This window comes from Leptothoe sp. ISB3NOV94-8A (genome assembly GCF_043421595.1).
GTDB classification, from domain to species: domain Bacteria; phylum Cyanobacteriota; class Cyanobacteriia; order Phormidesmidales; family Phormidesmidaceae; genus Leptothoe; species Leptothoe turfae.
Map to the genome: position 1 here is coordinate 1 of NZ_JAXSQW010000006.1, position 12,964 is coordinate 12,964.

At 49.1% G+C, this 12,964-nt stretch carries 14 protein-coding genes; 4 read left to right on the forward strand and 10 right to left on the reverse strand.

Translation table 11 applies throughout. The features are described from left to right. Window positions 1-475 precede the first annotated feature (475 nt). Complete coding sequence (locus tag SPB21_RS35095) at window positions 476-895, forward strand: hypothetical protein (RefSeq protein ID WP_499869678.1); 420 nt, start codon at window positions 476-478, stop codon at window positions 893-895. Between the two features lie 27 nt (window positions 896-922). On the opposite strand, the gene SPB21_RS35100 is transcribed toward SPB21_RS35095, so the two are convergent. The 4 genes from SPB21_RS35100 to SPB21_RS35115 all read right to left on the reverse strand — a co-directional run bounded on the left by SPB21_RS35100 (window position 923) and on the right by SPB21_RS35115 (window position 2,852). After that, a complete protein-coding gene (locus SPB21_RS35100; protein WP_499869680.1) occupies window positions 923-1,501 on the reverse strand; it encodes a hypothetical protein in 579 nt (192 codons plus the stop codon). Further along, on the reverse strand, window positions 1,498-1,890 hold the full coding sequence (locus SPB21_RS35105) for a transposase (protein WP_499869681.1): 393 nt from the start codon (window positions 1,888-1,890) through the stop codon (window positions 1,498-1,500). Before SPB21_RS35105 ends, SPB21_RS35100 begins: the two co-directional genes overlap by 4 nt. A gap of 218 nt (window positions 1,891-2,108) precedes the next feature. Next, a complete protein-coding gene (locus tag SPB21_RS35110; RefSeq protein ID WP_499869683.1) occupies window positions 2,109-2,315 on the reverse strand; it encodes a hypothetical protein in 207 nt (68 codons plus the stop codon). A gap of 381 nt (window positions 2,316-2,696) precedes the next feature. After that, on the reverse strand, window positions 2,697-2,852 hold the full coding sequence (locus tag SPB21_RS35115) for a hypothetical protein (RefSeq protein ID WP_499869684.1): 156 nt from the start codon (window positions 2,850-2,852) through the stop codon (window positions 2,697-2,699). Window positions 2,853-2,943: 91 nt separating this feature from the next. Between SPB21_RS35115 and SPB21_RS35120 the strand changes: the two genes are divergently transcribed. The 3 genes from SPB21_RS35120 to SPB21_RS35130 all read left to right on the forward strand — a co-directional run bounded on the left by SPB21_RS35120 (window position 2,944) and on the right by SPB21_RS35130 (window position 5,884). Continuing rightward, on the forward strand, window positions 2,944-4,770 hold the full coding sequence (locus SPB21_RS35120) for an SUMF1/EgtB/PvdO family nonheme iron enzyme (RefSeq protein WP_499869685.1): 1,827 nt from the start codon (window positions 2,944-2,946) through the stop codon (window positions 4,768-4,770). Window positions 4,771-4,942: 172 nt separating this feature from the next. After that, a complete protein-coding gene (locus tag SPB21_RS35125) occupies window positions 4,943-5,338 on the forward strand; it encodes a Pepco domain-containing protein (protein WP_499869686.1) in 396 nt (131 codons plus the stop codon). 75 nt (window positions 5,339-5,413) lie between these two features. Next, on the forward strand, window positions 5,414-5,884 hold the full coding sequence (locus tag SPB21_RS35130; RefSeq protein ID WP_499869687.1) for a hypothetical protein: 471 nt from the start codon (window positions 5,414-5,416) through the stop codon (window positions 5,882-5,884). 117 nt (window positions 5,885-6,001) lie between these two features. Here SPB21_RS35130 and SPB21_RS35135 read toward each other — a convergent pair whose 3' ends face one another. From SPB21_RS35135 to SPB21_RS35160, 6 genes are all read right to left on the reverse strand, one after another. Further along, on the reverse strand, window positions 6,002-6,583 hold the full coding sequence (locus SPB21_RS35135; RefSeq protein WP_499869688.1) for an ATPase: 582 nt from the start codon (window positions 6,581-6,583) through the stop codon (window positions 6,002-6,004). Between the two features lie 33 nt (window positions 6,584-6,616). Next, window positions 6,617-8,245 (reverse strand): bifunctional DNA primase/polymerase, encoded by a 1,629-nt coding sequence (locus tag SPB21_RS35140; RefSeq protein WP_499869689.1) that lies wholly within the window; start codon window positions 8,243-8,245, stop codon window positions 6,617-6,619. Window positions 8,246-8,636: 391 nt separating this feature from the next. Continuing rightward, window positions 8,637-8,981 carry a hypothetical protein gene (locus SPB21_RS35145; protein WP_499869690.1) on the reverse strand — a complete coding sequence of 115 codons (345 nt, stop codon included), beginning with the start codon at window positions 8,979-8,981 and terminating at the stop codon, window positions 8,637-8,639. Window positions 8,982-8,984: 3 nt separating this feature from the next. Further along, entirely contained in the window at window positions 8,985-9,974 is a 990-nt protein-coding gene (locus SPB21_RS35150) for a hypothetical protein (protein WP_499869691.1), read from the reverse strand. Between the two features lie 447 nt (window positions 9,975-10,421). After that, window positions 10,422-12,626: a hypothetical protein gene (locus SPB21_RS35155; protein WP_499869692.1), complete on the reverse strand. Its 2,205-nt coding sequence runs from the start codon at window positions 12,624-12,626 to the stop codon at window positions 10,422-10,424. Continuing rightward, on the reverse strand, window positions 12,605-12,910 hold the full coding sequence (locus tag SPB21_RS35160) for a hypothetical protein (protein ID WP_499869693.1): 306 nt from the start codon (window positions 12,908-12,910) through the stop codon (window positions 12,605-12,607). The genes SPB21_RS35155 and SPB21_RS35160 overlap by 22 nt, the downstream gene beginning before the upstream one ends. Window positions 12,911-12,964 lie beyond the last annotated feature (54 nt).

Consider the following 12,964-nt stretch of genomic DNA (forward strand, 5'->3'; position numbering starts at 1 on the left):
TAGTGTGATTTTGCATGATTTTCTTTTTTCTTTAAACTGCTTGATATAAAAGCGTTTCAGCGATTATCTGGCGGCTGGTGACACTTTCGTTAGCTTTGCCCAAAACAGGTCGCTAAGAATAAGTGGACGGACTGTAAAAAGCTACTGGTGTACATCCCTGAACATTTGCACAAAGCCTTGAAGCGTGAGGCGTTTAAGGATGATGGGGATTGGATATGGTCGATATGAGTGAGATATTCAAATATCTAATAGTTGATTTATGGTGAAGCAGCCAGGAAAAGCTCCTTACTTGATAGCTGATTTCATTCCTTGACTGCCAACATTGGCAGCATATTTTGGGGGTTGCAATAATAGTACAAAAGAACTAATATTCTGGATGTGTAGATCAAATGTACTGTATTACTTTACGGTAAGACAGCTCATCCAGTAGTTCATAACATGAACTTTTAGACTAGACGTTTATAAAGTGAAAGTTATGTCATCCTCTGATGGTGGGCCGCCAGGTTATCGCACACTATTGTTCGAAATCGAGAAGCGCATGATGCAGAGCAGAATTGAGTATGAAAACGTAGTTCATCAGATGTACGAGGAGGAAAAACCCTTCGAGAGGCACAGGCCTGCAACTGTTGAGGATTTCGAAGAAGAGCTAAAAATTTTAGGTGAAATGGTGGCTCACTGCATTGTTTTAGAAAGCTCTAAAATTTTAGATATGTATGCGATCTTTAAAATTAGAGAAAATCCGCGCATACTGGCTTCTCACCATAATATGGAAGCATACATATCAGCTTTTGATGAAAAGCGTGTGGCTTCAACTTCAGATGGAGAAAAGCTGTATCTACAGCAATTAATTGATGAGTTGAGATTAATTGAAAGTCAAATTCCTGTAGGTACCTAGTTTGAGATCAAAGATTGATCAACTAGCTCAACTAGGAGGGGTAAAATGCTTTGCAGCTGCTTTTTTAGCCCATTCATCTACCTCATCTAGTATGTTTCCAGCTTCGGCTAAATTGCTGTCGAGCTTATTGATGCGTCTTTCGAGATCTTCAAAACTTTCGTCATAACTGCTCTTGAGGGAAATAACTGTACTGGCAGCCTTCTCTTTCTGAGCGCTAAAGGCTTTGTCACGAGCATTTAGTGCTCGCACTTGATTGGCCACAGATATAATGCCCCTATCAAAATTTACCTTTTTAGATTTGAAGGCGTTCAAGCTACTTTTCATCTCTTTGCGAAAAGCTTTGAGTGTTTGCCTCTTGTCAGCCGTGCCATCTGTAACTATCTGTCTTCGTGAAAATCTAGTAGCTAGCTTTTTAAGGCCATTTTGCAATACCCATACGATGAAGGCTCCAAACGTTAACCACCAAAGCAGAAGCAGAAAATCACTTTGAGTGAGTCCATCTTCAGTGAAGGCAGAAACTACAGCGTCTAGTAATTTGTCACCAACTAACGGAACTGATAATGAGACGGCAGCTAAAATTGTAGGAATGTTCTTCTTTAGATTCATTCTTGATTATTCCTTGTTTGCTTCAGATAGAAGTCTTTTATTTTAATTAATAGCTTTGGGCTGTCCTTGTTCGCTTCTTTTATTTTTTTGATCATTGAAGACGCGGTTTTATTGCTTACCGAAATCTCCTTTGCTAATTGGCGAATTGATAGTTCTTCTATAGTTTTGATTAGAAAAATTGCCTTGTACCATTTTTCTAGAGATATATGGGAATTGTGGAATAGCGTCCCTACTTTGACGCTGTAGGAAGTATAGCAGTAGGTACAGTGGTAGCGATTTTCCTTAGGAATAGGGGTAGCTGCCTTGGATGTGCAGTAGGGACAAATAGGAGTCTTACCCCATCTGCTCGCCTCAAGATGTTTGATGCATTGGCTATGTGTTAGCTTCATGCGACTGTAATTCAGTCGCTATTTCTTGTAGTAGTTTTATCAAACTGATTCTGTATTGAGCGCATTAAAACGGGTTTTTTCTTATGTGAGACCCTTGATGGCAGCCTATATTATCGATTTAGTCGTAATACTGGTCCGAAATTAGTCACAGATTTTAAAGCCGTGTTTTCGAACAGTCCAATACTTGGATATCTCAATATTGGACTGTTCAGTGCTAATTACTTAAGGGCTTTGGCAAACACGGCTTGGTTAAACGTGCTGAGGTCAGCTAGTCCAGAGGCTCTTTTTGCGTTTGCTTCGTCGAGGAATTGCCCAGCGCTTCGGGGCCACTGGTGCCAGCTATCTGAGATTGCACGACTCGCTTCACCGAACAACGTGGGCAAGGTGGGAATTCCCTTCGCCACAATTCCAGGGATGGACGACATATAGCCACAGGCTTTCACATAGGCATCATCCAAATGGCAAGCGGCAATACCTTACATAGGTCGTAATTGCCGGTTTCTAGGGCTTCCTTTGCCTGTTTCTGGGCCTCTGTGGTCGTAGCAGGTAGTTTGGCGATGTGAGCTGCGTACAGATTCTTTGCCGTCCCAGGTAGTCATGGGGTGGCTGGCGGTGGCTACAGTCGTAGAAACATCCTCTTACTAAAGTGTGCTGTTAAAGTCGTTTGCAATCTGTGGCGCGTAGATTTTGTCCCAATATTTCGCTAGGTGCCAGTGAATAAGTCTCGATAGGGTCAAGGGCGAACTTTGTCGCTCCACCAGGGTCGCTAGCCGTAGCACCATAGCATTGCCTCCAGAGCACTTAAATCAGCCTAGGCGGCGGCGTTCTTCTTGGTTCGCTGTCGCACTGACCACGTTGGCCAGGTGACTGAGGGGACTCGCCCCATAATTTGGCATGGCTTCTACGTAGTTCGGCAGCTTAGGTTCCTCAGCCGATCTCAGTAGCTCATAGAGAACAAACAATGTAAGGTCACCATCAAGCCTGTTTGAGGAATTTGAAATGAGGATTCGAAATTCGGATATCGTATCCTTAACTGACTTCTAACCCTTGGTTATGGCCAGAAACTGGGCAATCACGATTGGTATTAATGGCTATTGCTACCTACAACGGCTGAAGTATGCGAAGCGGGATGCGGAATCAATTCGTCAGTTTTTTAACGACGAGCTTAAGTTTGAGCGTGTCTATCACTTTGCTGAAGGCGCTGAGCCTATCCCTCAGGACTATGGCCCTGATATGGATGCCCATCCCTCTTATATCACTCTGAAACGGTTCTTCCGTAAGCGATTTGATCAACCGTTTTTACGCGAGGGCGATAACCTGTGGTGCTTTTTCGCAGGTCATGGCATCCGCGATCAAAACCGGGATTATCTTATGCCTATCGATGGCGATCGCGGCGACCTAGCTGGGTCAGCGATTCCCATTCACTACATTAGTGAGCGTCTGCGCCGCAGCGGTGCGGATAATGTCATCCTGCTGATTGATGCCTGCCGGAGCTATGAAGGGCGTCGGGGTGCTGTGGGTATCGGAGAAGAAAAGCAGCAAGGGGTCATCACCTTATTTTCCTGTAGCCCTGAGGAGTCATCCTACGAAATCCAGGAGCTGGAGCATGGAGCCTTTACCCATGTTTTGATAGACAGCCTGCGGCTGCAGGGAGAGGACAACTGCGCCACCGTAGAGCGGCTGTATCAGCGCCTTCGCTATTATGTGCCCCAGCTCACCCAGAAGTATAAGCGGGTTACCCAAACGCCCTACGGGGTGATTGAGCCCCTCAGTAAAAACCATTTAATTTTGCTGCCAGGTCAAGCAATGCCGACCGATGTGGTTGCCCTCAAGAATGCGGCCTATAAAACTGAGATGGAAGGTAATCTCAGTTTTGCGCAGCAGCTATGGATACGGTGTCTGGAGGCTTCGCCAGCGGACCAGGATGCTGTTGCTGCTATTCGTCGTATCGCTATTAAGCAAAGCCAGCAGGTGGCTAGTGGTCCCACATCCCGACCAACGAGAGACGGGAGTCGTGGTATTGCTCCTCCTGATTCCGAGGTGCCTGCTGAGCCAGATCCACTTTTATGCGAGGAACCAACTGACACCCTGGAGGCGTCTGCTGAGCTGACCGTATCGGCAACCGTTGAGGCCTCAGGTGATACGCGTGACCAGGGAGATGTCCAGCTAGCGCTGGGTAATGGAGTCATTCTGGAGCTAGTATCTGTTCCGGGTGGAAGTTTTCTGATGGGGTCGCCTGATGGAGAAGGCTGTGACGATGAAAAGCCTCGACATGAGGTCACTGTACAACCGTTTCTGATGGGCAAGTACCCGGTAACGCAAGCCCAGTGGAAAGCAGTTGCAGCGTTGCCCAAGGTTGAACGGGATCTAGATCCAGATCTTTCTGACCTTAAAGGCGATAACCGTCCGGTCGAGTGTGTGTCTTGGGATGATGCGGTGGAGTTCTGTAAACGGCTGTCCAAGATAACAGGGCGAGATTGTCGCCTACCCAGTGAGGCTGAATGGGAGTATGCTTGCCGGGCCGGGACCACAACTCCGTATTATTTTGGCGATACCTTGACATCGGTTCAGGCCAATTACCAAGAAAGTGAGACTACGGATGTAGGGCGTTATGCGGCTAATGCTTGGGGGTTCCATGATATGCATGGCAATGTGTATGAATGGTGCCTAGACCATTGGCATGAAAGTTATGAGAGAGCTCCAACCGATGCCAGCGCCTGGACTAAAGGCGGTGACTCCTCTCGTCGAGTGCTGCGGGGCGGTTCCTGGCTCAACGATCCAGATCTCTGCCGCTCGGCCAAGCGCCACTGGCTTGCGAGCGTCGACAGTTACATCTACTACGGTTTTCGAGTTGTTTGCGCCTCTTCGTGGACTCTCTAATTCTTTGTACTTTCGTGCTTTGTTCTGTGCGAAGTGCTCGAAAATTTTTTGATCTATGAAGACCTGCCCATTATTCAGAAAACCTACGACCTGATCAAATGGTACGTGTCGAAAAACCTCGTATAATCCATCTGCACCCCCTTTAACACCTGTTGTGAGGAGCCTTGAACCTATGTCTGATGCACCACAGTTGTATATTATTGCTGAAGTCGAAGAAACAGGAGAGACTCTACCGATTGAAGGTGAGCGTAGCAGCACCGATACCGGTGGCGGTTGGGGAGAAGAGCCTAAAAAGGGGCCGATCGAAACTATTACCCAGAAATTTACACGTAAGCGGGTGCCCCTGGATGCCCAGGCGCTGAAAACCCAAATGCAGGGGATGCTAGTTGTTGTCAATGACCTGTTTGACCAGGCCACTACTAATACCGGCTTGCAGCTTAACGAAGTGGAGCTGTCGGTTGAGATCAATGCCGAAGGTCAGCTTAGTCTAGTCGGAAATGGCGGCAAGCTCGGCAATACTGGTGGCATTACCCTGAAGTTTGTTCGTCCAGATGAAAAAAGCAGTTAGCTCATAGCAGCAAGCCTGTTTGAGGAATTCGAACTTCGGATATCGTAATCCTTAACTGACTTCTAACCCTTGGCTATGGCCAGAAACTGGGCGATCACGATTGGTATTAATGGCTATCGCTACCTGCAACGGCTGAACTACGCTAAGCGGGATGCAGAATCAATTCGCCAGTTTTTTAGCGATGAGCTTAAGTTTGAGCATGTCTATCACTTTGCTGAGGATGCTGAGCTTATTCCTCAGGACTATGGCCCTGACCTGGATGCCCATCCCTCCTGCACCACTCTGAAACGGTTTTCCGTAAGTGATTTGATCAACCGTTTTTACGCGAGGGCGATAACCTGTGGTGCTTTTTCGCGGGTCATGGCACCCGCGCTCAAAACCGAGATTATCTTATGCCATCGATGGCGATCGCGGCGACCTGGCTGGGGCAGCAATTCTCATTCACTACATCAGGTTTTCGCATCGATACCCTTGCTGGTCCAAGGGGTTAATTGTAGGAATGGCCAGTGTCAGATTCCTGCGGCGCGTCCTCTCCTACGGCAATAGCTTTGCCATCGCGCCATATCACTGCATACTGGCCGAGCCGCTGCTTCTTCTCAAGCGTTTTGGTCGCAACCTTTTTGAGCGTTTCCAAAATTTGCAGCGTATCGTCTGAAACTATCGTCATAGTCCTGCTCCCTGTCTCAATACATTAAACAACCCAGCATCTATAATTGTGCGCTCACTACCTTGCTGAACAAAGACTAGCTCGGGGACTTCTCCGGAATTCATAAAGCATCGAGTTCGATTGGTGATGCTTCCAAACTCAGTGAGCAAGTTACGTAAGCTGCGCGGAAACCGCCGTTCAATATCTTCGGGGGGAATATCATGCCCACCGTGAGCTACCCGCTCAGCTACTCGCATTCGTGACATCGCCACATTAGGTAGAGCCAGATAGATTAACCCCCCACGCCATCCATCCGAACGCAGCTGCTGAATAAGCCTCAGATATGTGCGTCCTGCCAGAGTAGTTTCAAAAGCAAAGTTCTGCCGAGCAGCTACCCGTGCCTTGATTTCAGATAGAAAGATGCGACTGGCCGCTAGCAGCTGAGACTCAGGAGCCAGGGGGGCTAACCCTGCGGCTATTAAGTCCGCATTGATAAAGTGCCGACAGTTGGCCACTTCGGGTAGGTACTCTAGGGCAAAGGTAGTTTTACTAGCTCCATTGGGACCGGCGATAATCCAACATGTAGGTTGATTTGTCATAGCCGTAACCGTATCACCTTCCCAAATATCTCGTCAGGGTTCATCGTCCTTTGGCTTTTGTCGTAATTTCGCCTCCGCTTCGAAGATCGGATCTTCAGAATTTGCCCATCGAGCGGTTTCAGTCTCAAAGTTGAGCTGAAGCTGGTCGAGATAGTCGTCAATGTATGAGCGCTGCTGTGCTTTTCTTTCCGTTTGAGCAGCTACTATTGCTTGTTGTATGTGTTGCCTTACCTGTGGTGGGACAGGGCTTACAGGTGCCGATGAATTATTACACCCTGCACCATTTTTTTTATCTATTTCTATCGCAGTTAAACGATTGCCTTGTAACGGGTTACACCCATTTCCCCAATAAGCTTGTGAGGAGTGCGTTGGGGTTTCTTTCCCCAACGTCTCCCTTTGTGAAGCAGGGGGGTCTGGGGGGATGTCGGTTCCGGTTTCCGCATCTGCGGCCACTATAAAGCGTGGGTGCCAGAGATCCTTATGTTTGTAAAGTGAACTTCCACTAATTCCCTGATTAGTAAGCTTATCGAATCGTGTTGTAATTCCATCTGGCCAGTTACCTTTGGACTGCAGGTCTGTAACTGCTTTTGTGATTCGTTCTCTTGCCTCTGTTTGCTGTCTCTCATTCCATGATGGTCCTACTGGTGCCGTGTCTATCGGGAGTTTGTCTGAGCCATATGGAAAATAGTGGCTGGCTTCAATACACTTTGCCCACTCTTTCACCTTGGTTTCGAGATCGTTTTGATGACGACACCAGAGGGTGAACCCAGGTAGGCTCTGAGCTGTTTGCATGACATGTCCTATGAGTGCATCACCTGTAAGGGGGCCTGGGGCTCCAAGGATGTGACCAAAGATATAAGCTCGCATGGTGATGCGTCCCAGGAGCCTGTTGGTTTGGCCGTGGCCGGTCCAACCAACGGCAATTTCAGCATTTAAGTCATTGAGGAATTTTTCGGCTTTGTGGGAGACCCGGTAGATTTTTCGCTGAGCCTGCTCAATAACAAGTTCTAGAGTTTCGCTGGTGATGTCGTTGTGGGCTGTGGCCGTTTCCCAGTTGTTGAGGAAATGGAAGCCACTACTCTCTATGGGGTCCAGGTCAGCATTGAGTAGATAACTTCCCTGCTGAAGCGGTAGCCTGTGCCCGTTGTAGAGACTATCTCCGGCTGGATTGTAGGCTTTGGCATTGGGGAAGGCTTCTAACCATCCAGGCATCACTTTGAATCCTTTGTTCTCAAGCAGTGTGGTAATTGCAAGGCCTACTTTCCAGGAAGGAAGCGGTGTTTCAAATGGAAAATATATGTGGAGACCTCTGCTGTCTGAGCTGGTCAGTATCAGATGTTGCAGGAGTCCCAACGGTTCAAGAGCTTCGCTGATGCGTGAGAGAGCCAGGGCATCCTGTCTTGGATGGTAGGGGCTGCCCGAGTCGATATCGAGCATGGCGTACTGGGTGACAGAGCCAAACCTTATGCCGTAGAGATAGGTGCCCTGGTTGATCAGTCTGTCTGAGAGCGGATGTCTTGTTTCCGTTTGCCACTGGGGTTTGGTGCCAGGGTCGGGGTGGGGGGCGTAGAGAAAATCGAAACGGTGCGGCCACAGTGCTAGGAACTTGTTGTCGAATTCCTGAACGAATGTGGGCCGCTGCAAAGTGGATGCAACTGCCATTGGTTTGGTGGTTAGTAAGGGGGCAAAACCACCAGACAGAAAGGGATTGGGCAATGAGTTGCAGGAATGTCTAATGCCCGCTAAAATTGCACATAGAAATCCTGTCAACGTCTTAACTTGGTTTTCGGCCTGTCGTTAATGACGTCGTGTCCAGTGGATAAATTAAATAACTAGAAAGCCTTCGTTCCCGCCAAGTTCAGAAGGTTTTTTAGTGTTTGTACATTGTTAGTTCATAGATACTCCTCCTTTCGTGATGCCCAAGATCTTACAACGCCTCGCCTGAGATCGCTGATTTGAGGGGGAAATTCCCAGCGATTTGCTGTGAGGTGTGCGGAATTGACACAAAACGTAATTGTCGATCCCTGCATATTCTCTGGACATGGCTGTTTGATTAGAACTCCTCTGAGTTATCGAAAAAGTTGTCAGGGGTTGCTATAGCGGAGCGGGATTTGTGGTCACTGGACTGGAGCACTGGCTGGAACTCGGTTTGTCGGTACCTTTCAAGACACATGCCAAGGGCGATTAGCGGGTTGGAATGAATATCCGAGAGTGTGGCCACCATGGTGCTGAGTTGCTCCACGTCTTGATCGGCTAACTGACCGACTAAACTCCGCAGCTGCTCCAGCTCAGTCAGGAGTCGTTTGAGTGTGTCGGTGTCGTTTTCTGGGGTGTCAGGCTTGAGCGTAGTCCATTGGTCTGCATCGACATACACTCGGATTTGCTTGCGATCGCTCATACGTCAGTTCTGTGTAAAAAGCCTGTCAGCGAGGGTTGATAGCCCAATCAGGGTGGCCCAGGTGGCTTCTGGCATGGTCTGGGCTTTTTGCTGGCTGTCGCTAAAGGCGTCTACCATTCCTGGCAGCATGGAGCCGCCACCCATCAGGTAGACCGGCTTATCTCCGTATTGTCTGACAAAGGTTTGAGCGTCTTGCACACAGGCCAGAATGTGGGGTTCTATGTATGTTGCTTGCTGCTTGCGGAGGGATTTTTTCGTTGTGGTATCGAGCAGAAATGCCATTACCTGTTCTGCATTGGGGAGGCGTTGGTTCATGCCCTTCAGACCAATGAGACATTCTGACTGATAGACTCGCTCGGCAATGCGGTGACAGCCACAATCATCTTTGGCAAAGCGGTTGAGGATGCGGCCCTGGGCGTCAACGACGGTGACCAGGATGGTGCGGCTGCCGATGTCCACCATGACTGCTCCGTTTGGGCACTCGGACTTGACCAGTCTGTAGGCTTGATAGCCTTCCAGCTGCGGTATGGCTGAGTCGATGCGGATGGTCTGTTTTTGTTCATCGATGAGGGCAGCCTCGTCGGGAGGCAGGGTGACTTTGTGTTCACCCACCAGCTTTGCCTGGATGTCCGCTCCGTAGGCCTTCACGCTTGGGCACGTAAATATCAGGTCTGCTGAGAGAGGTTTACCCATGCCAGCTGCTTTGATCAGGGCTTGGATGGTCAATGGAAGTGCATTTAAGACCTTGCCGCTGTCAGTGTTGCCGGTGCGATCGCACTGTACAGCGGTTGCTTCTTCACCAATAAGATACGACTGTTCACCCAGGAGTACTCGTGCTGGATGGTTATTGACCAGGGGGCTGGTGGAGACAACAGATTCAAATTTATGTCTGTGCCAGTCGTCTGAGTCATCACCGATGCGGTAGAGAAACTTGATGTCAGCGTTGCCAAGGTCAATGATGCCCTGGATGTTGTTGCGTCGAAAGGAAGTCATTGCAGTAGATTCGGTAGGGTACATGAATGTTGCAAAAGGCGTTAAGGCAGAGATGAGGCATCCTTAAGGCGGTCTCTCTGTGAGGCATAAATAAGGCAACAAGAAGTCAGATGGTTTCTTCACTGTTTTGATGAGAGGATAGTCTACGAGTTATCTGAACGGCTCTGATGACTGAATTTTTAGGGTTGGATGCTACGGGAAAAGAGATTTGGGCATTAGTTTTTGAGTTGCTATCGAGTTGTTTTTGGGAGTGCTAACTGTGTTTTTTGGTATCACTTGAGTTTGTTTTCTCTGCTTCTCATAGTTGGCTCATAAGCGTATGAGAAATACCTCATACGTGTTCTGCGGATCATGCGAATCTCATGGCGTGTATCGCTTTTGGGGTATAGCTCATAGCGAAAGCTCATAGATGGATATGAGGTTCTGGGGGACATCATTTGTACCTATTTAGGGGATATCCTCTGGAAGGTTGTTTGTATGAGGCTTTTCAGGGAAACCGAGGAATCTAAACTGTTTATCTTCGAGATTGGGAAAAGATACAACGCCAAGGGAGTCAAGATATTTGAGCGCTTTTCGCATCTGGGCTGTGTTGATTTTTTCTGGGCTGTCTTTGTCTATAAGTTTGTAGGAACCTGTTAGAAAGCCATTGGGAGTAAGCAGGATTCCAGGCTGTTTTTGATCTAAATAAAAGAGAATAGTTTTGAAGATTTCGGGTGTTATCCCACTGGGTAAGGGGGCTAATTCTGGTGTCCCTTCCCCTGCCTGTGGCTTTTCAGGAGGCGTCTTAGCTGTAGGTTCTTTGATGAGCCATTGGTAGGAACCGATGGGTGTGGCTCCTTTGAGTCGCCAAGCTATCAGCCCTGTATGTGGGTGTTCCTCAAAGGAACCGTAGCCCAGTTCAGTGATGAGTTGAAGGATCAGTTCCATCTCTTCAACGCTTTTTACCCCATCAAAGCCATAGGAAACTGTCTCTGGATCGAGCAGACCCTGAGCGTCGATGAAGTCGTGGCGTCGCTGTTTTACCCAGCGGATAAATGCAGTTGCGGTCTCTTTTTGTGCGGCAGTGTAGTGCTGGCCCAGGTCAGAACCAAGTTGTACTTCGAGCTGGTCGCGTACCGACTCAATTTCTGGCGGTGGTTTTGGTGCTGGCTTTGCCTTGGGAGTGGTGGCGGGAGGATTGGTGAAACCCAGTTCTATGGGGTCAGGGTCAGGAAGTTGTGGCAGAATAACCAGTCTCCACCCTTGGCTGCCACAGTTTGTGATGGCCAGTACAACGTTCACCGGGTTGCCATATTCCTCATGGGCTTGGAGGTAGGCTTGCAGTTTTTCTACCAGCGCCTTACGAACAGAGGGGACGGCGATGAACCGATCATCTTTGAGGGGGTTGGTTACAGCGCTATAGATACCGTCACGGCCAAGGCCCACATAGAAGACATTCTCTTTGATTTGATGGGAGAGCCCGAGCGCTTCGTTTGTGTTGGCGTGACCAAACACCCAGGCTTTAACGCATTTTTCACGGCCATCGACCAGGAGGGTGGCCAGGTCATCTTTATAGGTTTGTTCCAGGTACGGAAAAAGTATTTCTCCATCGTCGTCTCTAAGGGCGTACCGCTCAGCCTTGTTTGCTGCAACCAGCCCCTGATTGATTTGGTCGATAACGACCACATTGGGCACCTTCGAGCCCCGCTCCATGATGCCCTGGAGTGCTCTTAGCCGACAGTAGAGCCTGTAGGCTGCATCTTCGAGGACTCCACCGCTCATCGAGGCCGTGAGTAAGTAGAGGTCATCTGACTCCTCTAATCCACAGTAATCAAGCGTTTCACCCCGAGCAGTGTTGGCTGACTTGTGGGCAAAGACGGTGAAATCGGTGGTGCGATCGCAACGGTGCTGAGCTGCGATCGCCTGTTTAAGCAGTTGTGATTTACCAGTGCCGGTGGGACCAACACCCAGACATCCACGGGACTCCCGGGCCATCTCTGAGGCTAAATCTACGATGGGAAGCCCTGCGTAGTGGGTATGCCCCGTCAGGTCCACACAGCGTTCTTTCTGCCCTGTTTGAGGATTCCTGCGGGTGTAAAAGCGGTACTTGCCCTGCTGCATATCGACAACGCCGTCGCCATCGGTATCACCTTTTAGCAGAACTGTTGGTTGTCCAGAAGAGTCTTCTGAGTCAGAAGCTCCGATCATGCGTTTGAACTCTTCAAACTCAGCTGCCTGGGTAAGCTTTGGGTCTTGGAGGTCTGGTTCTATTAGATACTCAGGCAGAACTTGGGAGGCATTAAGCCGTGCGGCGGTAACGTTTGCGTACTGCTGTGTGGTCAGAACTGCCTCGGTTGCTTGTCTGTGGAGTGCTGTCTGGTAGTCGGCATCGGCCTCAGCTGCCTCTATCTGTTTTTGCCACCGCTCTAACTCACTTTGGGTAGCAGCAAGGATGCCAGCTGCGGTGAGGGTGAGAGACATTGTGAGTGTGGGCCGTACCTTGTAGCGAATGGGGACAAGCCAGAGAAACAGCGCTATCAGCGTTCCACCGTAGAGGATGATGGCTCGTTTAGGAGCTGCTCGAAAAAGTGCGAGAAATAGCTGTGCAGTTTGTCCACCCAGCCATCGACGATCTTCGTTATCGAGCATGTTTAGCTGAAGAATGCGTACCATGTTGGCACCCCACCGATAACGGCAAAAAGAAGAACAACAATGAATTGAATTAGGCCCTGGTTGAGCCTGTGGATCTCAAAGTCTTTTGCCCATGCCCTTCCGGTAAACAGACCGTAGTACTGGACACCGAGCATGAGCAGGATAAGCAGCCCTACACAACCGATGGCAACAAGACACCACACAACGGGTCGCCACATAGCGGTTAGTTGCACAAGGCTACTGCTGAGAAGAGAGAGCAGCAGATAGCGGGAGAGCTTAGCGATAGAACGATGGGTGAATACCATAGGGAGCGTGGTTTGCGGGGCACCGTGGCCCCGCTGATGGAACAACAGCTAGAA

What these genes read in the sequence shown, in the direction of transcription:
- SPB21_RS35125 (WP_499869686.1), top strand. Translation starts at nt 4,943, where the DNA reads ATGTCTGATGCACCACAGTTGTATATTATTGCTGAAGTCGAAGAAACA.
- SPB21_RS35145 (WP_499869690.1), bottom strand. Translation starts at nt 8,981, where the DNA reads ATGAGCGATCGCAAGCAAATCCGAGTGTATGTCGATGCAGACCAATGG.
- SPB21_RS35120 (WP_499869685.1), top strand. Translation starts at nt 2,944, where the DNA reads ATGGCCAGAAACTGGGCAATCACGATTGGTATTAATGGCTATTGCTAC.
- SPB21_RS35110 (WP_499869683.1), bottom strand. Translation starts at nt 2,315, where the DNA reads ATGTCGTCCATCCCTGGAATTGTGGCGAAGGGAATTCCCACCTTGCCC.
- SPB21_RS35130 (WP_499869687.1), top strand. Translation starts at nt 5,414, where the DNA reads ATGGCCAGAAACTGGGCGATCACGATTGGTATTAATGGCTATCGCTAC.
- SPB21_RS35100 (WP_499869680.1), bottom strand. Translation starts at nt 1,501, where the DNA reads ATGAATCTAAAGAAGAACATTCCTACAATTTTAGCTGCCGTCTCATTA.
- SPB21_RS35105 (WP_499869681.1), bottom strand. Translation starts at nt 1,890, where the DNA reads ATGAAGCTAACACATAGCCAATGCATCAAACATCTTGAGGCGAGCAGA.
- SPB21_RS35135 (WP_499869688.1), bottom strand. Translation starts at nt 6,583, where the DNA reads ATGACAAATCAACCTACATGTTGGATTATCGCCGGTCCCAATGGAGCT.
- SPB21_RS35155 (WP_499869692.1), bottom strand. Translation starts at nt 12,626, where the DNA reads ATGGTACGCATTCTTCAGCTAAACATGCTCGATAACGAAGATCGTCGA.
- SPB21_RS35140 (WP_499869689.1), bottom strand. Translation starts at nt 8,245, where the DNA reads ATGGCAGTTGCATCCACTTTGCAGCGGCCCACATTCGTTCAGGAATTC.
- SPB21_RS35160 (WP_499869693.1), bottom strand. Translation starts at nt 12,910, where the DNA reads ATGGTATTCACCCATCGTTCTATCGCTAAGCTCTCCCGCTATCTGCTG.
- SPB21_RS35150 (WP_499869691.1), bottom strand. Translation starts at nt 9,974, where the DNA reads ATGACTTCCTTTCGACGCAACAACATCCAGGGCATCATTGACCTTGGC.
- SPB21_RS35095 (WP_499869678.1), top strand. Translation starts at nt 476, where the DNA reads ATGTCATCCTCTGATGGTGGGCCGCCAGGTTATCGCACACTATTGTTC.